The sequence below is a fragment of the Nocardia sp. JMUB6875 genome (assembly GCF_041154655.1).
Taxonomy (GTDB): Bacteria; Actinomycetota; Actinomycetes; order Mycobacteriales; family Mycobacteriaceae; genus Nocardia.
This window is the reverse complement of record NZ_BAAFGR010000108.1, coordinates 1-20,962: the sequence shown is the minus strand read 5'-3', so window position 1 is coordinate 20,962 and position 20,962 is coordinate 1. Positions and strand designations below refer to the sequence as shown.

General features: G+C 68.0%; 20 protein-coding genes and 1 tRNA gene. 9 read left to right on the top strand and 12 right to left on the bottom strand.

The features are described from left to right. Positions 1-39 precede the first annotated feature (39 nt). From ACAM49_RS25510 to gnd, 6 genes are all read right to left on the bottom strand, one after another. Positions 40-1,650 (bottom strand): FAD-dependent monooxygenase, encoded by a 1,611-nt coding sequence (locus ACAM49_RS25510; protein WP_369638091.1) that lies wholly within the window; start codon positions 1,648-1,650, stop codon positions 40-42. Positions 1,651-1,717: 67 nt separating this feature from the next. Continuing rightward, positions 1,718-2,920, bottom strand: coding sequence for a DUF5685 family protein (locus ACAM49_RS25505; protein WP_369638090.1), 1,203 nt, complete (start codon positions 2,918-2,920; stop codon positions 1,718-1,720). A gap of 55 nt (positions 2,921-2,975) precedes the next feature. Further along, entirely contained in the window at positions 2,976-3,959 is a 984-nt protein-coding gene (locus ACAM49_RS25500) for a zinc-binding alcohol dehydrogenase family protein (RefSeq protein WP_369638089.1), read from the bottom strand. 33 nt (positions 3,960-3,992) lie between these two features. Beyond that, the gene (locus ACAM49_RS25495) at positions 3,993-4,601 is read right to left on the bottom strand and encodes a TetR/AcrR family transcriptional regulator (protein ID WP_369638088.1); all 609 of its coding nucleotides are present in this window, start codon (positions 4,599-4,601) and stop codon (positions 3,993-3,995) included. 130 nt (positions 4,602-4,731) lie between these two features. Then, positions 4,732-5,895 carry a glycoside hydrolase family 3 N-terminal domain-containing protein gene (locus tag ACAM49_RS25490; RefSeq protein WP_369638087.1) on the bottom strand — a complete coding sequence of 388 codons (1,164 nt, stop codon included), beginning with the start codon at positions 5,893-5,895 and terminating at the stop codon, positions 4,732-4,734. Positions 5,896-5,984: 89 nt separating this feature from the next. After that, positions 5,985-7,013 carry a phosphogluconate dehydrogenase (NAD(+)-dependent, decarboxylating) gene (gene gnd, locus ACAM49_RS25485; protein ID WP_369638086.1) on the bottom strand — a complete coding sequence of 343 codons (1,029 nt, stop codon included), beginning with the start codon at positions 7,011-7,013 and terminating at the stop codon, positions 5,985-5,987. 229 nt (positions 7,014-7,242) lie between these two features. Between gnd and ACAM49_RS25480 the strand changes: the two genes are divergently transcribed. After that, positions 7,243-8,946 carry a VanW family protein gene (locus ACAM49_RS25480; RefSeq protein WP_369638085.1) on the top strand — a complete coding sequence of 568 codons (1,704 nt, stop codon included), beginning with the start codon at positions 7,243-7,245 and terminating at the stop codon, positions 8,944-8,946. A 96-nt stretch (positions 8,947-9,042) separates the two neighbouring features. Here ACAM49_RS25480 and ACAM49_RS25475 read toward each other — a convergent pair whose 3' ends face one another. Further along, entirely contained in the window at positions 9,043-10,869 is a 1,827-nt protein-coding gene (locus tag ACAM49_RS25475) for an acyl-CoA dehydrogenase (RefSeq protein ID WP_369638100.1), read from the bottom strand. Positions 10,870-11,203: 334 nt separating this feature from the next. Between ACAM49_RS25475 and ACAM49_RS25470 the strand changes: the two genes are divergently transcribed. Then, positions 11,204-11,809 (top strand): alpha/beta family hydrolase, encoded by a 606-nt coding sequence (locus tag ACAM49_RS25470; RefSeq protein WP_369638084.1) that lies wholly within the window; start codon positions 11,204-11,206, stop codon positions 11,807-11,809. 1 nt (position 11,810) lies between these two features. Here the strand turns inward: ACAM49_RS25470 and ACAM49_RS25465 are convergent, their stop codons facing one another. From ACAM49_RS25465 to ACAM49_RS25450, 4 genes are all read right to left on the bottom strand, one after another. Beyond that, entirely contained in the window at positions 11,811-12,542 is a 732-nt protein-coding gene (locus ACAM49_RS25465; RefSeq protein WP_369638083.1) for a class I SAM-dependent methyltransferase, read from the bottom strand. A gap of 26 nt (positions 12,543-12,568) precedes the next feature. Then, on the bottom strand, positions 12,569-13,657 hold the full coding sequence (locus ACAM49_RS25460) for a DUF4185 domain-containing protein (RefSeq protein WP_369638099.1): 1,089 nt from the start codon (positions 13,655-13,657) through the stop codon (positions 12,569-12,571). A 174-nt stretch (positions 13,658-13,831) separates the two neighbouring features. Further along, entirely contained in the window at positions 13,832-14,590 is a 759-nt protein-coding gene (locus ACAM49_RS25455) for a crotonase/enoyl-CoA hydratase family protein (RefSeq protein WP_369638082.1), read from the bottom strand. A gap of 35 nt (positions 14,591-14,625) precedes the next feature. Further along, positions 14,626-15,402 carry an alpha/beta fold hydrolase gene (locus ACAM49_RS25450; protein ID WP_369638081.1) on the bottom strand — a complete coding sequence of 259 codons (777 nt, stop codon included), beginning with the start codon at positions 15,400-15,402 and terminating at the stop codon, positions 14,626-14,628. A 105-nt stretch (positions 15,403-15,507) separates the two neighbouring features. On the opposite strand from ACAM49_RS25450, the gene ACAM49_RS25445 reads away from it, so the two are divergent. The 4 genes from ACAM49_RS25445 (at position 15,508) to ACAM49_RS25430 (ending at position 16,947) form a co-directional block, all read left to right on the top strand. After that, positions 15,508-15,732: a hypothetical protein gene (locus ACAM49_RS25445; RefSeq protein WP_369638080.1), complete on the top strand. Its 225-nt coding sequence runs from the start codon at positions 15,508-15,510 to the stop codon at positions 15,730-15,732. Further along, positions 15,719-16,015: a hypothetical protein gene (locus ACAM49_RS25440; RefSeq protein WP_369638079.1), complete on the top strand. Its 297-nt coding sequence runs from the start codon at positions 15,719-15,721 to the stop codon at positions 16,013-16,015. The genes ACAM49_RS25445 and ACAM49_RS25440 overlap by 14 nt, the downstream gene beginning before the upstream one ends. A gap of 50 nt (positions 16,016-16,065) precedes the next feature. Further along, positions 16,066-16,401 carry a hypothetical protein gene (locus ACAM49_RS25435; protein ID WP_369638078.1) on the top strand — a complete coding sequence of 112 codons (336 nt, stop codon included), beginning with the start codon at positions 16,066-16,068 and terminating at the stop codon, positions 16,399-16,401. Between the two features lie 87 nt (positions 16,402-16,488). Continuing rightward, positions 16,489-16,947, top strand: coding sequence for a hypothetical protein (locus ACAM49_RS25430; RefSeq protein WP_369638077.1), 459 nt, complete (start codon positions 16,489-16,491; stop codon positions 16,945-16,947). A 50-nt stretch (positions 16,948-16,997) separates the two neighbouring features. Here the strand turns inward: ACAM49_RS25430 and ACAM49_RS25425 are convergent. Further along, positions 16,998-17,068 (bottom strand) — tRNA-Gly (locus ACAM49_RS25425). 280 nt (positions 17,069-17,348) lie between these two features. Here ACAM49_RS25425 and ctaD point away from each other — a divergent pair. The 3 genes from ctaD to ACAM49_RS25410 form a co-directional block, all read left to right on the top strand. Beyond that, complete coding sequence (ctaD, locus tag ACAM49_RS25420; RefSeq protein ID WP_369638076.1) at positions 17,349-19,100, top strand: cytochrome c oxidase subunit I; 1,752 nt, start codon at positions 17,349-17,351, stop codon at positions 19,098-19,100. 15 nt (positions 19,101-19,115) lie between these two features. Then, positions 19,116-19,688 (top strand): dCTP deaminase, encoded by a 573-nt coding sequence (gene dcd, locus ACAM49_RS25415; protein WP_369638075.1) that lies wholly within the window; start codon positions 19,116-19,118, stop codon positions 19,686-19,688. Positions 19,689-19,869: 181 nt separating this feature from the next. Beyond that, a partial coding sequence (locus ACAM49_RS25410; RefSeq protein ID WP_369638074.1) for an Hsp70 family protein occupies positions 19,870-20,962 on the top strand: 1,093 nt, incomplete at its 3' end.

Below are 20,962 nucleotides of genomic sequence, written 5' to 3'. Positions count from 1 at the left end.
CACACTGTTTCGAATACGGATGTCGCCACGCAGGGGTTTCTACATCCGCCCGGAACGGTGTGCGGCTCTTGAGTTTTCAGAGCCGTTGAGCAGCATCAGCACGTCACCCAGCCAAGCCGGGGTCAGGCCCGAGTCCGGTCCGGCGGCGATGTGGTGGTCCGGGCGGACCAGCAGGGCCTCGCCCGCGGCCAGGCCCGCGTGGGTGGCGCAGTCGGCGGCCGGGAGGGCGTGCACGGCGAGGTCGATGCCGGTGTCGCGCTCGGCCTTCGCCGCGGCCTCGCGCCAGGCGCCGGCGGGGCCGGAGATCAGCAGGGTGAAGCCGGGGCCGCACAGGTCGAGGGTGGAGACGGACAGGGCTCCGGCGTCGATCCACCAGTGCGGCACGCGGGTTCCGGTCTGGCCGTGCAGCGCCGCCACGTGCGGGGACGGGTCGGGTGCGTCGAGCACGGCCGTCGAGGCGTAGCGGTAGCGGGTCATGACCGCGGACATGTCGATCCTGCGAGCCAGGTCATCGGCATTGTCCGCGGTTCGGATGCCGTAGCGGGTCCGGAAATCGGTGGCCAGCCGGGACTGCTCGACCGCCACCTCGGCCCGCGGGCGGCGTTCGGCCGCATAAGAATCCAGTAGCGCCGGACCGGCCGTCCCCCGCAGCGTCGCGGCCAGCTTCCACACCAGATTGTGGGCGTCGGCGACACCGGTATTGCCGCCGTAGCCACCCCAGGGCGCGTGCCGGTGCGCGGCATCGCCGACCAGGAAGACGCGATCGCGGCGGTACTCGTCCGCCACGAAAGCGCCGGTGTCCCAGGCGCTTCGGGCCAGAATCTCGACGGCGATATCGGGTGCGCCGACCATGTCGCGAATCGCGGCCACGCAGCGTTCGTCCGGCCAGTCCGCCGGTGATTCGACGGCCGGGTCGTACTCGATGTGGAAGGACCATTCGTCGGTGTTGTTCTTGGACAACACGAGTCCGCGCACGCCGGGTCCGGTGATCTCGCACTGGCTGAAGCCGCGGCCGTCCAGCAGACCGGTGAGATCGGTGCGGGCGAACACATTCAGGTAGTGGTGCGTGGGCGGCAATTCGGTGCCGGTGATGCCCAGCGCCCGCCGGATCGGGCTGCCCGCGCCGTCGGCGGCGATCAAGTAGTCCGCCCGCAGCACCGACCGCCCACCCGACGCGTCCCGCAGCACCGCGGTGACGCCGTCGGCGTCCTGCTCGAATTCGACCAGCTCCGTGCCGAATCGGAGATCCCCACCGCGTTCCCGTGCGGCCTCGGCGAGCACCGGTTCGAGCTGCACCTGCGGCAGGAACACGAACTTCGCCGGGCTCGGATCCTTGGCGGCGACGGCCGCGTGCATGCCGGACATGTCCAGCGATTCGGCGGTCCGCACCGACTCGCCGGTCCAGGCGCCACCGAACTGCCCGGCCCGCAACGCGGTTGCCGCCGCCGCCAGAATCCGCTGCTCCACCCCGACCTGGCGATACAGCTCACCGGTGCGGGTGGGCAGCCCCCGCGAGCGGGGCAGCGGCGAGGCCGCCGTCCGCCGCTCCACCAGAACGTAAGGGATGCCCTGGAATTCGAGGAACAGCGCGGCGGACAGACCCACCAGACCGCCGCCGACCACCAGGACCGGAACATGTGCCGTTGTCATGCACCAAGCGTGCGAACCGTCGCTTGCGCACCCCTTGCGCCGCACTCACATCCCGGATGCGCCGCGCTCAGCAGCCGCAATCGCAGCCGCAGCAGTCGCAATCGCAACAGTCGCAGTCACCGCAATCGCAGCAGTCGCAGGGGTTGCAATCGCAGTCGCAGCGGTTGATCCACGGGTCCTTGCGCTCGCCGCTGCACGGCCGGGTATGCGCAGCGCAGCAGGCATATCCGGTGCAGTACTGCGATCCGATGATGCCCAGCCCCTCCAGCAGCCCCGGCTTCCGCACCGGCGAAGACTTGTCGGTGTCGAGCAGCACCAGCTCGGGCAGCGGCGTGAAGTCCGCACCGGCGGTGGCAGCCCGGCCATCCGTCGCGCGGGTGCGGCACGACCCGGTCGCGCAGGTATGCGCGATGCCCGCGGCGCGACCGAGCTTGCGGACGACACCGGTGAGCGGATCGAGCAGCATCCAGCGGACCGTCGCGGCGCGGTCCAGCGCCACCCGGGCGAGCGCGGCGCGCAGCAGCGAATTCGATTCGGCCACCAGGGCGTGCGCCTCTTCCGGAGTGGTGCCGGTGGCCGTCAGCGGATTGAAGCGGCCCGCGGCACGGTCCGCGTCCAGGTCCTCGAGGGCGTCCGCGAGATGGGCGATGCGGCCGAAATGCCAACCGGCCTCGCGCAGGGCGTCGGCGTTCTCGGGACGGTCGGCGAGCATCGCGGTGTGCGCGAACAGTTCCGCCGCGCACAGCCGGGTGGGTTCGGTCAGCTCCTCGAGCGTGCTGTCGGGTGAATTCTCCAGTCGGAGCTGGGATTCGATGGCGGCGATGAGCGGTTCGACATCCAGCCCCAGCGGCGCGGCGGCCGCGCGGGCCCGGGCATCCCATCGGGTCGAGACGCGGGCGAGGGGACGGCGGGCCAGTCGGTGGGCATCACCGTCATCGATGTGGTCGCGAATCTTGGCCGCGCCCAGCAGCAGCGACGCGGTCGCGGCCAGCCGTACGCCCGGGGCGTCGGCGGCCACCACCGAGGCTCGCCGCATGCCGCGCAATGGGCAGGGACCGGCGGTGGTCCGGGCCGAGGGCTGCGATTGCTGGGCCTCGGTGAGGACCTCCAGCACGATGGCATCGGTATTGGTCGCCGCGCGCGCCATCTGACCGTGCCCGTCCCGCAGTCCCAGGCACAGCCCGCACATATGCGTCTGCCACGCCGACGGGTCGATCCCGTGCCGTGCGGCGCCGTGCGCGCACGGCCTGAGCAAGCCGAACACCTTCATCCCCGTTCCCCGGCCGAACCGGCCGTCCCGCAGAATCGATCGCAGCGACTCTAGTTCAGGGGACGACCACCAGCTTGCCGGTGGCCTTGCCTTCCTCCATGTAGGTGTGTGCTTCGCGGATCTCGTCCATCGTGAACACGCGGTCCACCGGCACCGTCGCCGTGCCCGCCGCGACGGCGTCCAGGAAGTCTTGGAGCACCGGCGCGGGCAGATCGCTCGCCTCCCCGCCGTAGGCGGTCAGCCGCACCCCGGCCGGGATGTAGCCGATCGGATAGAACTTCTCGACGATCCACTCGTTGGACAGCATCCCGGTGAAGCACACGACGCCGTGAACCTTGGTGGCGCGCAGCGTGTCCGGCAGGGTCGGCGTGCCGATCAGCTCCAGCGCGGTGTCCACGCCGTCCCCGAGGATCTCCCGCACCCAGTCCGCGACCGCACCGTCGTCGATCAGCACATGATCGACCCCGACCTTGGTCATGGCCGCCGCCTTGCCGGGATTGCGGGTGGTCGAGAGTACGGTCATGCCGCGCTGTTTCGCCAGAATGGCCGTCGCCATGCCCACCGACGAGGTGCCGCCGCGAATCAGGATCGACTGTCCCGCCTGCCCGTCCAGGCCCACGGTCAGCGAACCGTAGGCGGTCTGCAGCATTTCGGGCACCGCGCCCAGCACCGGCCAGTCCAGCTCGCTGTGGAACGGAATCACCTGCGCGGCGGGCACACACGTGTACTCGGCGTAGCCGCCGTCGTAGACGCGGCCCATCCCGCCCATCATGGCGACCACCTGCTGCCCGGGCCGGAACTCGCCGCCCGGGCTCGCCACGACCTCCCCGGTCGCCTCGATGCCGAGCACTCGAGGAAAGACCACGCCTTCCGCGAGCCCGAGCCGGGTGTGCAGCTCGGACCGATTGAGCCCGAACGCCTTCACCCGGATCAGCACCTGCCCGGGTTCCGGAACCGGGATGGGCAGCTCACGTATCCGCAGCGCCTCCACCGGGCCGGGTGCGTCGAGTACGACCGCGCGCATGGTGTTTCCGGACATCGCTGTTCCTTCCTGCCGTGCGCCCGTGGGGTATCAGACTTGTTCGGCCTTCTTCTTGTTGCCCGACAGACCGCGCCAGGCGAGATCGTCGAGCAGGTCCACGGCCACCGACATATCGATCTGCCCGCTGGCCACCCGGTCCGCGATGGCCTCGCCCGCACCGATCACGGCCACCGAGACGACCTCGAAATTGGTGCCGGGCTCGGCGTACTTGGCGCTGGATTCCAGCAGCTTGGCGGTGAGTTCGATGACCCGGTCGCGGCTGTTGGAGATCTCCGAGGCGAAGGGCTGCTGGCCCAGGGCCTGCCGGTAGAGGACCTGCCAGGACAGGCGGTTCTGGTCGACGTAGGAGAGGAAGGCCTCGAGGCCCGCGCGCAACTGCTCGTGCGGGGTCAGCTTGGGGTTGCCCGCCACGGCGACGGCCTCGATGAAGCGCATGCTCTCGCGGTGGATGCAGGCCCGGAAGAGCTCGTCCTTGGACCCGTAGTAGAGGTACAGCATCGGCTTGGAGATCTTCGCCTCGGCGGCGATGGCATCCATCGAGGTGTCGTGGTACCCCTTGCGCGAGAAGACCTCCACGGCGGCGTCGAGCATTTGCTGCTCGCGCACAGCGCGAGGAAGCCGTTTCGTTCCGCCTGCCATTCACACTCCCTAGGACCGGACAGTCGACGCCCTTGTGGAGCGTCGAAGTCCTTATCTTACTCCATGGTAAGTTCCGCGAGCGCGAATTGCCGCTGATTTGCCGCGGCGTAGCGGTTGGCCCTGCCGAAGATCAGCAGAGCGGCGCGGAGCCCTTGAACTTTGCCACGCGCAGCACCGACTTATCCACTTGGGCTCCCGGCAGGCGGCCGCTCTTGACCGCTTCCTCGAGCCGGTCGAGCACCTTCGACACGGCGTCCGTGGTGATCCACAGGGCATTGTCGGCGCCCGCGACCAGCGCGGCCTCGACCGCCTCCTCGATGTTCATGCGATTGGTGATGGCCGCCATGCCGCTCAGATCATCGGTGAAGATGACCCCGCCGAAGGGTGCTGCGCCATAGCCGGTGCCCTCCCGCAGCAACTTCATGGCCTCCGGGCTGATACTGGCCGGCACATTCGGAGTGGTCAGCCCGGGCACGTCCAGATGCCCGACCATGACCGCCGCGCCCGAGTCGACCAGCTGCCGGAACGGCGCCAGATCGGTGTCCTGCATCTGATCCAGCGGCGGCGTGCGCACCGCACCGGTGTGCGAATCGCCCGAACCGGACCCGTGGCCGGGGAAGTGCTTCATCACGCTGCCCATCCCGGCGTCCTTCAACGCCCGGATGAACGCGCCCGCGTATTGGACCACCACCGCCGGGTCGTCGGAGAACGAGCGGTCGCCGATCACCGAATCATCGGGCTGGCTGCTGACATCCACATCGGGTGCGAAGTCGGCGGTCACGCCCAGCGCCTTCAGCTTCTTCGCGCGCTCCAGGCTGAAGGTGTAGAACTCGTCCGGGCTCATCGCGGGTGGGATCGACCGCGCCGGGGGCGCCACCCCGATCAGATCCTTGGCCCGCGAGACCCGCCCGCCCTCCTCGTCGATGGTCACCATGAGCGGAATCCGCGACGCCTTCTGCACCGCGTCCACCTGATGCTGGGCCAGCATGGCCTTATCGGTCCAGCTGCCGATGAAGATGCCGCCGACCTGCTCGGTCTTCACCACGTTCGCCGCGTCCGCCTGGCCGGTCACCCCGACGGTGAGCAGCTGGGCCAGCTTCTGCCGCAGCGTGAACTGCGACAGATACATGGCCCCGCAATCCCCTTGCGTCGGAGTGGTTGTCGGTGCCGACGTGGTGCTGCTGGGCGCGCCGGTACTGGTCGAGGCCGATTCATTGGACGAGTTCGAGCCGCTGGAACAGGCGGTCAGCGTGAGTGCGGTCACCGCGACGACGATCCCCGGAACAAGGCGCATGCCCCGACGGTAGCCGACGTGCCCGCCGGGTCGAGCCATTGGCGACGGCCGGGAGTTGTTTGTCCCGTTTACCGTTTCGGCTGTCCCGTTTACTGTTTCGGCAATTCGTGGTGGCCGCCGAAGGCCTGGCGCATGGCGGAGAGGACCTTGTCGGCGTAGAGGGATTCGCCGCGGGAGGCGAAGCGCTGGAAGAGGGCGGCGGACAGGACCGGGGCGGGGACGCCCTCGTCGATGGCCGCGTCGACGGTCCAGCGGCCCTCGCCGGAGTCGGAGACGCGGCCGCCGAAGGAGTCGAGGTTCGGGTCGGCGTGCAGTTCGGCGGCGGTGAGGTCGAGCAGCCAGGACGCCACCACCGAGCCGCGCCGCCAGACCTCGGTCACCTCGGGGACGTCGATGTCGTACTGGTAGTACTCCGGATGCTCGAGCGGGGTGACCTCGGCGGAATGCTCATTGTCCTGATGCTTGCCGACATTCGCCTTGAACAGGATGTTGAGGCCCTCGGCGTAGGCGGCCATGGCGCCGTACTCGATGCCGTTGTGCACCATCTTCACGAAATGGCCCGCGCCCACCGGGCCGCAGTGCAGGTAGCCCTGTTCGGCGGTCGACGGCGTGCCGGTGCGGCCAGGGGTGCGCGGCGCGGCGTCGACGCCGGGCGCGATGGACTTCAGCAGCGGATCCAGGTGGGCGACGGTGTCGTGCTCGCCGCCGATCATCAGGCAGAAGCCGCGCTCGAGCCCGAAGACGCCGCCCGAGGTGCCGATGTCGACGTAGTGAATGCCCTTGGGGCGCAGCGTCTTCGCACGCGCGATGTCCTCGTGGTAGCGGCTGTTGCCGCCGTCGATGATGATGTCTCCGGGTTCCAGCAGCTCGGCCAGGCTGTCGATGACCGCGCCGGTCGCGCCCGCGGGGATCATCACCCACACCACGCGCGGGGTGTCGAGCATGGCCACGAATTTCGGCAATTCGGTGCTGCCCTGGAAGTTTTCCCCGAGTTCGGCGGAGAGCGCGTCGATGTTCTCGATGTGGCGCTCGCAACCGACCGCGGTGTGCCCGTCGCGCACGATGCGGCGCACGATATTCGCGCCCATCCGGCCCAGTCCGATCATTCCGAGCTGCATAGGTGTCTCCTCGCCTCGTCCGGTTCCGGTCCGTCCCGATTGTCCCAGTCGAAGATTGCGAAGATTTTTCCGAATGGACGGATCGGGTATGTAACGCCCTGAAACCGGTATCGATAGAAGGGATGGCTCCGTGCTGTTGCCAGACCCCCGACCCGGCAACCGCACGGAGCTCTTTTACTGTCCCCGGCTATCGTTGCAGAAGATTTGCTGACCGCTGGGGAGGATGTTCGTGACCGAGGGAAGTTCCGGCGTACAACGGCTTCTGAATTCGAATGCGGCCCGTCGCGCCGGAATCGCTGCCGGTGTGCTGATGGCCGCCGCCGGGATCGGATACGTAGTCGACTGGTCGCTGTCGTCCGGGCACGTCCCGCGCGGGACGCAGGTCGCCGGGGTCGATATCGGCGGGATGGATCGCTCCGCCGCCCGGAGCAAGTTGCGGGCGGTGCTCGATCAGCGTGTGGCACAGCCGCTCACGGTGCGCACCGGGGATATCAGCGTCGATCTGGTGCCGCGGGACGCCGGGTTGGGTGTGGACTGGGACGGCACCTGGGCGCGGGTCGGCGGGCAGCCGAAGAATCCGTTCACCCGGCTCGCGTCGTTCTTCACGACCCGGGAGCTGGAGCCCGCGGCCGCGATCGACGCCGCCGCGCTGGATCGGGAGCTGGCGGCGCTGCGCGCGCACGATCGCCAACCGGTCGAGGGCGGGATCGTTTTCGACGGCGCCCGGCCGGTTCCGGTGCGCCCGATAGCCGGTCGCGTGCTCGATGTCCCGGCCGCGCGCACCACCCTGTCCGAACACTGGGCCGACGGATCGATCCTGGAACTGCCGGTGGTGGAGACGCAGCCGCACGTGCGCGCCGACGCCGTCGACCGGGCCCTGAAGCAGGTCGCCGAACCCGCGGTCAGCGCACCCGTCACCTTCACCGGTCAGGGCGGCGACGCCACCCTCGAACCCGATCGGATCGCGGCGGCGCTCTCGTTCCGCGCGAACGACCAAGGCGGACTGGAGCTCTCGACCGATGCCGAGGCTCTGACCGCGGCGCTGGCCCCGCAATTGGAGCCCACGGAGGTGCAGCCGCGGGACGCCGGTTTCGACCTGTCCGGTTCCCGCGCGACCGTGCGGCCCGCCGTGGTCGGCCGCCTCGTCGACTGGGGCAAGACCTTCGAAGGCCTTCCCGCGGTGCTGGTTTCACCCTCGAACCGTTCGAAAGCCGTGGTGTACCGGCAGGTTCAGCCCAAGCTGAGCACCGAGAACGCCGACAAGCTCGGTATCGTCCAGCCGGTCGGCTCGTTCACCACCGGCGGCTTCAGCGGCCCCTCCGGCGTGAACATCCGGGTGATCGCCCGCAAGGTAGACGGCGCTGTGGTGAAGCCCGGAGAAACGTTCTCGCTCAACGACTTCACCGGCCCCCGTGGAACGGCGGAGGGCTATGTGGAATCCGGCATCATCAACAACGGCCGCCCCTCCACGGCCGTCGGCGGCGGCATCTCACAGTTCGCCACCACCCTCTACAACGCCGCCTACTTCGCGGGTCTCGAGGACGCGGGCCACACCGAGCACAGCTACTACATCTCCCGCTATCCGGCTGCCCGCGAGGCCACGGTCTTCGACGGCGCGATCGACCTCAAGTTCCGCAACAACACCCCCTACGGCATCGTCATCGACACCGCCGCCGACGATTCCTCGGTCACCGTCCGCCTGTGGAGCACCAAAACCGTTGAGGTCGAATCCATCACCGGCGACCGTACCAAGCCGACGGAACCCAAGACGGTCACCCTGCCCAAGGGCAAGGACTGCATCGCCTCCACCGGCGCACCGGGTTTCACCACCTCCGACACCCGGGTGATCCGGGATGCCAAGACGGGCAAGGAGATCTCGCGCAAAACCCGGACCGTGAAATACGACCCGGTCCCCACCGTCATCTGCGAATAGTGACCCGATAACGCCAAAAGCGATGCGGCCCCGGAGAATTCCGGGGCCGCATCGCTTTGTTGGGGGTTTGGGGGCGTCAGCCCCCAAGACCCTTCGTCAGAAGGCCGCTTCGTCCAGCTCCATGATGTCGTTGTCCAGGTTGGACAGGACGGTGCGCACGGAGGTCAGCTCCGGCAGCACGTTGCGGGCGAAGAACTGCGCGGTGGTGATCTTGCCCTGGTAGAAGGGCTCGTTCGAGCCGTTGTCCAGCGCGTTGATCGCGACCTCGGCCTGCGCCAGCAGCAGCCAGCCGATGAGCAGGTCGCCGACGGCCAGCAGGAAGCGGACCGAGCCCAGGCCGACCTTGTAGAGCTCCTTCGGATCCTGCTGGGCGGCCATCAGGTGCCCGGTCAGGGTGGCGGCCATGCCCTGGACATCCTCGAGGGCGGTGGCGAGCAGCTTGCGCTCGGCCTTGAGGCGGCCGTTGCCGCCCTCGCGCTCGATGAACTTCTGCACCTGGCCGGCCACGTGGGCCAGCGCCACGCCGCGGTCGCGGGCGATCTTGCGGAAGAAGAAGTCCTGCGCCTGGATGGCGGTGGTGCCCTCGTACAGCGAGTCGATCTTGGCGTCGCGGATGTACTGCTCGATCGGGTAGTCCTGCAGGAAGCCGGAGCCGCCGAAGGTCTGCAGCGAATCGGTCAGGTACTGGTAGGCCCGCTCGGAACCGACACCCTTGACGATCGGCAGCAGCAGGTCGTTGACGCGGAACGCGGTGTCCTTGTCGGCGCCCGAGACCAGCTCGGCGATATCGGCGTTCTGGTGCGCGGCGGTGTACAGGTACACGGCGCGCAGGCCCTCGGCGTACGCCTTCTGCATGGCCAGCGAACGACGCACGTCCGGGTGGTGGGTGATGGTGACGCGCGGGGCGGCCTTGTCGGTCATCTGGGTCAGGTCGGCGCCCTGCACACGAGTCTTGGCGTACTCGAGCGCGTTCAGGTAACCGGTCGACAGGGTGGCGATGGCCTTGGTGCCCACCATCATTCGAGCGTTCTCGATGACGTCGAACATCTGCGCGATGCCGTTGTGGACCTCGCCGACCAGCCAGCCCTTGGCGGGCACGCCGTGGCCGCCGAAGGTGACCTCACAGGTGGCCGAGACCTTGATGCCCATCTTGTGCTCGACATTGGTGACGAACACGCCGTTGCGCTCACCCAGGGTCTGGGTGTCGAAGTCGAAGTGGTACTTCGGCACGTAGAACAGCGACAGGCCCTTGGTGCCCGGGCCGGCGCCCTCGGGGCGGGCCAGCACCAGGTGCATGATGTTCTCGAACAGGTCGTCGGAGTCACCCGAGGTGATGAAGCGCTTGACGCCCTCGATGTGCCAGGAGCCGTCCTCCTGCTGGATCGCCTTGGTGCGGCCGGCGCCGACGTCGGAGCCCGCGTCGGGCTCGGTCAGCACCATGGTGGCGCCCCAGTTGCGGTCGGCGATGATCTGAGCCCACTTCTTCTGCTCATCGGTGCCGTTGTTGTAGAAGACCTGCGCGAATCCCGCACCGGCGGCGTACATCTGGGCGGGCGGGTTGGAACCCAGCACCATCTCGCCCAGCGCCCAGCCGACGACGGAAGGCGCGCCCAGGCCGCCCAGCTCCTCGCGGACCGGCACCTTGGACCAGCCGCCGTCCTCGAGGGCGCGGTAGGACTTCTTGAAGGACTCGGGGAGCTTGACCGTGTGGGTCTCCGGGTCGAACACCGGCGGGTTGCGGTCGCCGTCGACGAACGAGTCGGCCAGCGGGCCCTCGGCCAGGCGGCGGACCTCGTTCAGCATCTCCTTGACGGTGTCGGCGTCGAGGTCGCCGTAGGCGCCCGCGTCGAGCAGCTTCTGGATGCCCAGGAACTCGAAGAGGTTGAACTCGAGGTCGCGAACGTTGCTCTTGTAGTGACCCATGGTCGTACTCACTCTCCATTGAGATGGGTGCGGTTCGGTGTGTGCCGTTCCCGCCCGTTAGGTCTCCACCGGGTAGACACCGTAAAGCAGCGCTACTGGCGGGTAACTTATGCGCCATGTTACCGGCCGGTAGGGGGGTCGCCAAGGTCAACGGGGCCGAATGTGATCGAAAGCACGCGAGTTGCCCGCGCCCGGGGTTCCGTTGAGCCCGTGGGGATCCCGTTCCCGCAGCTGGGGGCGCTGCGGGGAGATCGATGGCGGTGGGACATGCGTCCCTCGACACGGCGGCGGGGCGGGCGTAAGCAAACGCTCCGCCGCTGGTTAGCGTGGTCGCATGCGCATCGAGACGAGTGCCGGACCGGCGGAGGTGGAGCTCGACCGACCGGGGCGGAACAAACCCCGATTCCTGCTGGTGCTCACCCATGGGTCCGGCGGCGGCGTCGATGCGAAAGATCTACTGGCCGTGCGGGATTCGGCTGTCGCCCAGGGCGGCGCGGTGGCGCTGGTGACGCAGCCCTACCGGGTCGCGGGGCGGCGCGCGCCGGGCAAGGCCGAGGTGCAGGACGCGGCCTGGCTGGAGATCATCGCGGCGCTGCGGAAGAAGGTGCGCGGGGTGCCGCTGATCCAGGGCGGGCGCAGCAATGGCGCGCGGGTGGCGTGCCGGACCGCGCGTGAGGCGAAGGCCGCGGGCGTGCTGGCGCTGTCGTTCCCGCTGCATCCGCCGGGTAAGCCGGAGAAGTCGCGGCGCGAGGAACTGCTGGCACCCGGCGATATCGAGGTCGTAGTGGTGAACGGCGCCCGCGACCCGTTCGGCATCCCCGACGCCGCCGATGCGACCGAAGTGCATGTCATTGCGGGACAGGCGCATTCGTATCGGGCCGGATTCGACGAGATCGTCGCCGCCGTCACGCCGTGGCTGGAGCGCTGGTCGGCGAACTGAGCTAGAAGAGGTCCAGGGCGGGCGGCTGCGGGACGCCGCCCAGGGCGGGCTCCTCGGACGGTGGTTCCGGAATCGGCTTGGTGGCCACCACCAGGGCGTCGATGGCGTCGCGGTGCTCGGTGGGCCGGTGCACGCGGTCGGCGACGCGGATGCGGATCTCGGGTTCGGCCGGGGCGAGGTCGGCGAGGATGTCGGCGGGGGTGAAGGTCAGGGCCGGATTCTGTTCGCCGCCATAGCCTTCCGCCAGATTGAGGGTGTCATTGCCGATCACCAGCAGGGTGGCTCCGGGGGAGAGCATCTCGACCGTGTGCAGCAGCAGGGCGCGGCGCTCGTCGGCGGGCAGGTGCAGGAAGGCCATGAGGATGAGCTCGTACGGGCCGGTGAGGTCGGCCGCGTCCAGGGCGTTGACATCGGTGTGGACCCAGCGGATGCGCCCGCGCACCGAGCGCGACAGCCGCGAGGCGACGGTGCGGCCCTTGTCGATCCCGGTCTGGGAGAAGTCGACCGCGTCCACCTGCCACCCGTGGGTGGCCAGCCACAGCGCGTTGCGCCCCTCGCCGCAGCCGAGATCCAGGGCGCGCGGCAGTTCCGGCCGCGGCTCCCCGATCCCGAGCCCGGCGGTCGGAACCCGCCGCTCCAGTCCGAAGACCTGCTCGACCACCGTCTCGTTCGGGGGTGCGCCCCACACCAATTCGGTGCCGGCGTAGTGCTCGTCCCATTCGGCGGCATCCATGGGCACGAGTCTAGGAGCGGTGCCGGTTACAGCGTCGTGTGCATGAGCAGCACGTTGTACTGGGAGTGCACGGTGGTGAGGAAGTAGAGGTCACGGCCGGTCTGGTACGGGAAGATGAAGGGCGCGTACGCCGACGGCAGCTCCCGGGTGTCGATGAGGACCGAGGGCGCGCTCCACGGACCTTCCGGGCTCGGCGAGGTGTACATGACCACCGAGTTCCAGGGATCGGTGGTGAGCATGATGTATTGCCCCAGATAGTCGTTCCACTGCACCGACATCTCCGCGATGCCGCCGCCGATGACCGGCTTGGCCGCGTTGACGTCCTTCTGCCACTTGCCGCCGTCCCAGTACTCGTACGCGCCCATATCGGTGACGGCCGGTTCCGGCACGCGGGCGACGAAGGCGGGATGGTTGCGGCCGGATTCGGTGCCGAACTCGTAGAGGAATCCGTCGCGCTTGACGAAGGCGTTCATCTGGAAGTTGGCGTTGCCGCCGTCGTCGGGGCGGCGGGTGGCGGGCAGTTCGACCCAGTTCTCGCCATTGTCACCGGAGACCGCGAGGCTGGAGTAGTTGGTCGTCCACTCGCCCGGTTCGTCCCAGGTCTTGACCGACATGAGGCTCATGACCTGGGTCGGGCCCACCGAGATGGCCGCGGTGGGAATGCGGCTGATCTCGATGAAGGGGATCTTCGGGCTGGGGATCAGATCGCGCGCCTGGCCGAAGATGTCACGCACCACGGAGTCGAAATAGATGCCGTTGGCCGGGTTTTGGGTGTGTGAGCGCAGCAGGATGTTGGAGCGCCAGGCCCAGGTGCTGCCGACCAGCAGATTGGGCAGGCCGAGCCCGGCGGTGTCGCCGAACGCGGTGAGCATCTCACCGTTGCCGTTGTCCCACATGATGCCGAGGTCGGTGCCGAGGACGTTGTAGGTCTGGGTGTTATTGGGGCTGGCCATGCCCGTGACCTGGAAGACCGCCTTGGTGCGGCCGGGCAGCTGGGGCAAGCCGTTGGTGCCGTTGAGCACCGGAATCGGGTTGATCGCGTTGGGATTGGCTGCGGCCGGCGTTGTCACGGTAAGGAGCAAGGCCGTGGCACCTGCGAGTGCGGACAACAGCAGGGGGGCGGCTTTGTTCAATGCGGTGCGTCCTCCGGGTCTCGCCGAATAATGCGCGGACCACACCGTGTGTGACGGGCCGCACAATGCGTTCGACTCGTTGGCAAAGTGTGAAAATGCTAACAGCGTGCCCCGAATTCTGGGGCTTGCAAACCGAATTGTTTGCCGTGAGTTGGCTTACACCTCTTTGGTACCACGATTCAGTGCCTGGCGGATGATCAGCGGTAGCTGTGTCGCACGCTCGATCGCCAGCGTCCGGCGCACCGAGGACTGCCAGGTGCGGTCGAACAGCCGCTTCGCGCTCGCTACCGCGTGTTGCGGGCGGGTCGCGATCCGGTCGGCCAGCTTCTCGGCGGCGGCCAGCGGGTCCGCGGTGACCTCGGTGACCAGGCCGATGCGCTCGGCGTAGGCGGCGTCCACCGGATCGGCGGTCATGGTGAGCAGCAGCGCCTGATCGAGGCCGATGAGCCGGGACAGCGTGGCCGCGCCGGTCATGTCCGGGATCAGCCCGTGCTTGACCTCCATCACCGAGAACTCGGAATCCGGTGTGGCGAACCGGAAATCGGCGGCCAGCGCGATCTGCAGGCCGCCGCCGTAGCAACGGCCGTGCACCACGGCGATCACCGGCTGCGGCAGCCGCCGCCACGCCCAGCACGCCTCCTGGAAGGTATTGGTGCCGCGCCACGGCAGCGGGATGAAGTTGCGGACCACGTCGAGCGGATTGCCCATGGCCTTGGCGACATCGAGGCCGGAGCTGAAGCTCGGCCCGTTGCCCGACAGAATGACGGTGCGAATGTCCTTGCGCTTCTCGATGACCCGCGCGACCCGCACCAGCTCGTTGAGCATGTCGATGGTCAGCCCGTTGTGTTTGTCGGGCCGGTCCAGGGCCACATACGCGCGGTCGCCGTCGACGGTGAGGGAAACGTTGTGGCTCATGGTCTTTCCTTAGCGGGGCTGGTCGAGGAGCAGGATCAGAGCTGGTCGAGGAGCAGGCGGGCGCAGCCGGCCGGGTCGTCGTAGAAGGGCGTGTGGCCGCTGCCGTGCAGCGTGACATGCCGCGCCCCGGGCAGGACCGCGCGGGCGCGCCGGGCCTGGGTGGCGTACGTGAGCAGAATGTCACGGTTGCCCCAGGCGATGGTCATCGGGATGCCGTCGAAGGCGGTGCGGTCGGGGAGCCGGAAGTCGGTGAAGGAGGCCAGCGCCGCGTCGAATCCGCCCGCGCCGAGCAGGCCCTCCACGGTGTCCACGGCCACCTGGGGGTCGACCGCCCAGGGCTTGCCGAACACCAGGCCGAGGAACGTGGAACGGCCCGCGGCGTTTCCGAACAGGCTGGGGACGGCCGGACGCAGCACCTTGGTGAGCTGCTTGGCGCGGCCCAGCGCCTGCTGGCACCAGATCCGCCCGGGCGTATCCCAGAACGCGATGGGGGAGAAGGCCGTGACCGAGCGGGCCAGGCCGCGCGCGGCCAGGTCCAGCACGATGCCGCCGCCCATGGAATTGCCTGCCAGGTGCGGGTTTTCGATGCCCTCCGCGGCGAGGAAGTCGACCAGCGCGTCGGCCAGGGTGGAGACCGTGGTGTGCGGCAGTTGTTCGCTGTCGCCGAAACCGGGCAGGTCGACGGCGATGACGTCGAAGGATTCGGCGAGCGTGCCGATGATCGGCTCCCACACCTGCCAGCGGCTGCCGACGCCGTGCACCAGCACGAGCGGATCCCCGCTGCCGGTGCGGTGGTGGTTCAACTTCGTCATTGCGCGGCTCCCCACGTGACCCGAATCCTGCCGGGTCTCACCCTACAGTCGTTGACACGTCGTCAACAGGACGGAAATCGAGGCTCCGGAAGTACGATAAAAGGTATGGCAACCCGGAAAGTGACACTGTCGCTGGACGAGGCGGCCTGGTCCTATGCACAGGATGCCGCCGCCCGCGCGGGCATCTCGCCCTCGGCGTGGATCTCCCGCGCCGCGCGTCGCGAGGCCGTGCGGCTGGGTTTCGGCCCGGCACAGGACCCGGTCGAACTCGCCGCGGCCGACGAGGCGGAACTGCGCGCCGCCGAGAAGGAGCTGCGTGCGCAGGGGTGAACTCTGGGTCTACCACCCGCACGGCACCACCCGAACCCGCACCATCATTCTCATCTCCAGCGACGGCATCAACGAGTCGCCGCGACCCTGGCTGATCGCGGCCGAGGTCGAGTCGGAGGATCCGCGCGACATCCTCGCCGTGCCCATTCCCGGCCACGGCTGGGTGCACGCCGGAAATCTGGGCCGCATCTATCGCGGCTGGCTGGACGAGCGGATCGACTCGGTCGACCACGAGACCGCCGAACGAATCGACACAGCGCTGCGCGCGGCCATGGATCTGTGAGATCGTGCCTGCGGCAGTTTTCGTCCAGTTATTCGAGAGTCGAGGCCCCCGTGCGCATCTCCCTGTTCGCCGCCGCGCTCGTCGCGCTTCCCCTGCTGACCGCCTGTGGCGGCGGCGGTAGCGACAAGCCCGCCGATGTCAGCCAGGCGGACGTGTCCAAGGCACTACAGGACGGTGGGCTCAAGGATGCCAAGCTCGCCGACTGCGCCGCGAAAATCTATGTGGATCAGGGCATTTCGCAGTCCGGGCTGCGCCTCATGATCAAGAACGACGCCAAGTCCGCGGCCGCGCAGGATCCGGAGTCGCTCGGCATGAGCAAGGAGGACGCGGACAAGGCCCGCGCCGCCACCACCAAGATCGTCACGGATTGCCTGAAGCAGCAGTAGTTTTCGATCTCCTCTTGTTAACCCTCGGATGCCGGTGTGCAATCTCTGAATCGACCGGGATCGGCCCGGCATCCGGGAGGGATCACAATGCGGAAATCCGTCGTCGCGGTGGCGCTGCTGGCGCTGCCCCTACTGTCCGCCTGTAGCAACAGCCAGGAGGCGGCCACGCCCACGCCCACCGCGGCGGTGTCGGCCACCTCGGCCGCGGCCACCACCACGCCCGCCACCACGGTGTCCGGTGGGGCGACCACCACGCCGGGCACGAGCCCGGGTGCGACCACCAGCCCCGGCGGCAGCGCCGCTCCCGGCGGCACCCTGACGGTCGATCAGGTCTCGAAGGCCTTGCAGGACAAGGGAAAGCTGAGTCAGACGACCGCTGACTGCGTGGCCAACATCTACATCCAAGAGGGCCTGTCCGACAGCGGCATTCAGAAGATCATCGACAGCGCCAACAGCACCAACCCCGCCAAGGTCAGCCTCGGCACCGACGACCTGATCAAGGCGGGGAAGGCCACCAAGCGCATCGCAACTGAGTGCTCCAAGTAGCGTCTGACATGGAAAAAGCCCCCGCCTCACGAGGCGGGGGCTTTCCTTTGAGCCGATGACGGGAATCGAACCCGCGCTACCTGCTTGGGAAGCAGGAGTTCTACCATTGAACTACATCGGCAGCGTCTTACTCGCGCTCGCGACTCTATCAGACGGTCTCCGACCCGATGCAACTCTTTACCGTTCCCGCTGGTCGGGGTCGTATTTCCTGATCAACCCCGCGCGTCGGGCGCGGCGCGCCGAAGATCGTGGAGTTCTTTCGCCGAAGCACCGAGTCTCGACTACGTGCGGTCGTAAACTGTCCCGCAGGGTCGAAAACCCGTCCACCACAGGAAGTTTGGATGCGCTGAGCGTTTGCTGAAGATGCGCTAGTGCTCCTGCTCGGCGGTCGAGGAGGACGTATGACCGCGGTGCCCGCTCGTGAAGTGCCCGAGCTCGAACCCGTGCGGCCATTTCCACGTCGGATGGGACCCAAGGGGTCGTATCTGTGGAAGGCCATCACCACCACCGATCCCAAGATGCTCGGGAACATGTATTTGTTCACGGCCATGGCGTTCTTCCTGATCGGCGGCCTGATGGCGCTGCTGATGCGGACGGAGCTGGCCCGGCCGGGCATGCAGTTCCTGACGCCGGAGCAGTTCAATCAGCTGTTCACCATGCACGGCACGATCATGCTGTTGTTCTATGCGACACCGATCGTCTTCGGATTTGCCAATGCGGTGCTGCCGCTGCAGATCGGCGCGCCCGATGTGGCCTTCCCGCGGCTGAACTCGCTCAGTTACTGGCTGTACCTGTTCGGGGCCACCATGGCGACCGCCGGATTCGTCACCCCGGGCGGCGCGGCCGACTTCGGCTGGACCGCGTACACCCCGCTCAGCCTCGCCGAACACGCGCCCGGCATGGGCGCGGACCTGTGGATCATGGGCGTGGCGGTGTCCGGTGTCGGCACCATCCTGGGCGGCGTCAATATGATCACCACGGTCATCTGCCTGCGCTGCCCGGGCATGACCATGTGGCGCATGCCCATCTTCACCTGGAACATCCTCGTCACGAGTGTGCTTGTGCTGCTGGCATTTCCGATCCTCACCGCCGCGCTCATGGGCCTGGAGTTCGACCGGCACCTGGGCGGGCACGTCTTCGACTCGTCCAATGGCGGGGCGCTGCTCTACCAGCATCTGTTCTGGTTCTTCGGGCATCCCGAGGTCTACATCGTGGCGCTGCCGTTCTTCGGCATCGTGACCGAGATCTTCCCGGTGTTCAGCCGCAAGCCGCTGTTCGGCTACACCACGCTGGTGTACGCCACGCTGGCCATCGGCGGGCTGTCCATCGCCGTCTGGGCACATCACATGTATGCGACGGGCGCGGTGCTGCTGCCGTTCTTCTCGTTCATGACCTTCCTGATCGCGGTGCCGACGGGAGTGAAGTTCTTCAACTGGATCGGCACCATGTGGCGCGGGCAACTGACCTTCGAGACACCCATGCTGTTCTCCGTCGGATTCCTGGTGACCTTCCTGTTCGGCGGGCTGTCCGGCGTGATCCTGGCCTCGCCGCCGCTGGACTTCCACGTCTCCGACTCGTATTTCGTTGTGGCGCACTTCCATTACGTGCTGTTCGGCACCATCGTGTTCGCCACCTTCGCGGGCATCTACTTCTGGTTCCCCAAGATGACCGGGCGGCTGCTGGACGAGCGGCTCGGGAAACTGCATTTCTGGACGACGTTCCTCGGTTTCCACACCACCTTCCTGGTGCAGCACTGGCTCGGAAATCAGGGCATGCCGCGGCGCTACGCGGATTACCTGCCCGGCGACGGATTCACCACGCTCAACACCATTTCCACCATCGGCTCGTTCATCCTCGGATTCTCGATGGTCACGTTCGTGTGGAATGTGTTCAAGAGCTACCGCTACGGAGAACTGGCGACCGTGGACGATCCGTGGGGCTACGGCAATTCCCTGGAATGGGCGACCACCTGCCCGCCGCCCCGGCACAACTTCTACGAACTGCCGCGCATCCGCTCCGAACGCCCGGCCTTCGAACTGCACTATCCGCACATGGTCCCGCGTATGCGCGCCGAGGCGCACGCGACATGGGGGCTGCGCAAACCGAAGCAGGTCACCGAGGCCGGGCCAGTCGATTCGCCGACCGAACACTGACCTACGCTCTAGGCCGTGCTGCTTTCAGATCGCGACATCCGCAAGGAAATCGCCAATGGGCGTCTCGGGGTCGAGCCCTTCGACGAGAAGCTGGTGCAGCCGTCGAGCATCGATGTGCGGCTGGACAGCCTGTTCCGGGTGTTCAACAACACCCGGTACACGCATATCGATCCCGCGCAGCGGCAGGACGAGCTGACCACGCTGGTCGAACCCGGCGACGGCGAGCCGTTCGTGCTGCACCCGGGCGAGTTCGTGCTCGGGTCCACGCTCGAGGTGTGCTCGCTGCCCGACGATCTGGCCGGCCGCCTCGAGGGCAAATCCAGCCTCGGCCGCCTGGGGCTGCTGACCCATTCCACCGCGGGCTTCATCGATCCCGGATTCAGCGGGCACATCACCCTCGAACTGTCGAATGTGGCGAATCTGCCCATCACCCTGTGGCCGGGCATGAAGATCGGCCAGCTGTGCCTTTTCCGGCTCACCAGTCCGGCCGAGCACCCCTACGGCAGCGCCGCCGCGGGCTCGAAATACCAGGGGCAGCGCGGGCCGACGCCGTCGCGCGCGTACCTGAACTTTCCGGTCACCAAGTGAGTGGTGTTACGGGGTAAGGACAGCCGTCGACCGGCGCGCGTAAAGCGGCCGCTGCCTGGACAGTTGACCGTCGCGGGTGGCGCGAATACGCCGACCGGTGGGCGGGCTTACCGGGTGTACGGATGGCGCGCCACGTCGTAAGGTGACGGCGACAGGTGTGTGGAAACGAGATGGGCATCAGATGAGTTCGGTTCTGGGAGTTTCGGTGGGGGCGGGCGCGGTTCGCGTCGCACGTCCGATCACCGATTCCGCCGAGCCCTTCGATGTGCAGGCCGTCCCGGTCGGGGAGCGGCGGGTCGACGAGCTGGCCGCGGATGTGATCGGCGCCGTGCTGGCGGCCGATCAGCGGATCAGCGCCACGGCCATCGCCTATCGCGACGAGAATCACGCGCGGGCCATCCGGGCCGAGCTGGCGCGGCGGCAGTTCACCAATTACGAACTGGTGCCCGATGTGGTGGCGGCGCTGGAATTCCTCGAATACTCCGGTGAGCTACAAGGTTTCGGCACGGTCGCCCTCTACGACCTGGGTGCGTCCGGTTTGTCCGTGACGGTGGTCGACACCGCGACCCGGCAGGTCTGCTTCAGCGAGCGCACCAGCGATATCAGCGGCGACTACCTGGATTCGCTGATCCGCGAACAGCAGATCGCCTCCGGGCGCATCGCGCATCCGCCGGACCACACCGGGCTGGCCGCGCTGGACGCGCTCTGCCGCCAGGCCAAGGAACAGCTCTCCGGCAGCAATGCGGTGGCCCTGCCCTCGACCGAGGGGCTGGTGCTGCTGTCGCAGGAGAACTTCGAGGCCCTCATCATGCTGGCCGTCGAATCCTCCGCGCGCATGACCCGCGATGTCATCCTGCGCTCCGAACAGCCGGTGCAGGCGGTCGCGCTGCTCGGCGGCTGCGCCCAGATCCCGCTGGTGGCAAGGGTTCTGCGGCGCTGGCTGGGCGTCCCGGTCATCGTGCCCGCCGCGCCCGACACCGTGGTGACCCGGGGTGCGGCCATGCTCGCCCGCCCGGTCATGCACCGGCCCGCGCCCGCGCCGTTCCCCACCGTCCACGAGCACACCCCGCCGCCGCCCGCGGCGGAGACCGCGCCCGCCTGGCTGACCGGTCCGGCCGCGGCGGAGAAGATCGGCCGCCGCCGCGAGATCAGCCTGGCCGGGGTGGCGGTCGGCGCGCTGGTCGTGGTGGCCGCCATCGGCGTCACCCTGGGCTGGGCGCCCCAAGTCCTGGAACACGATTCGCAGCGCCAGGACGCCGTCACCAGTTCGGTCC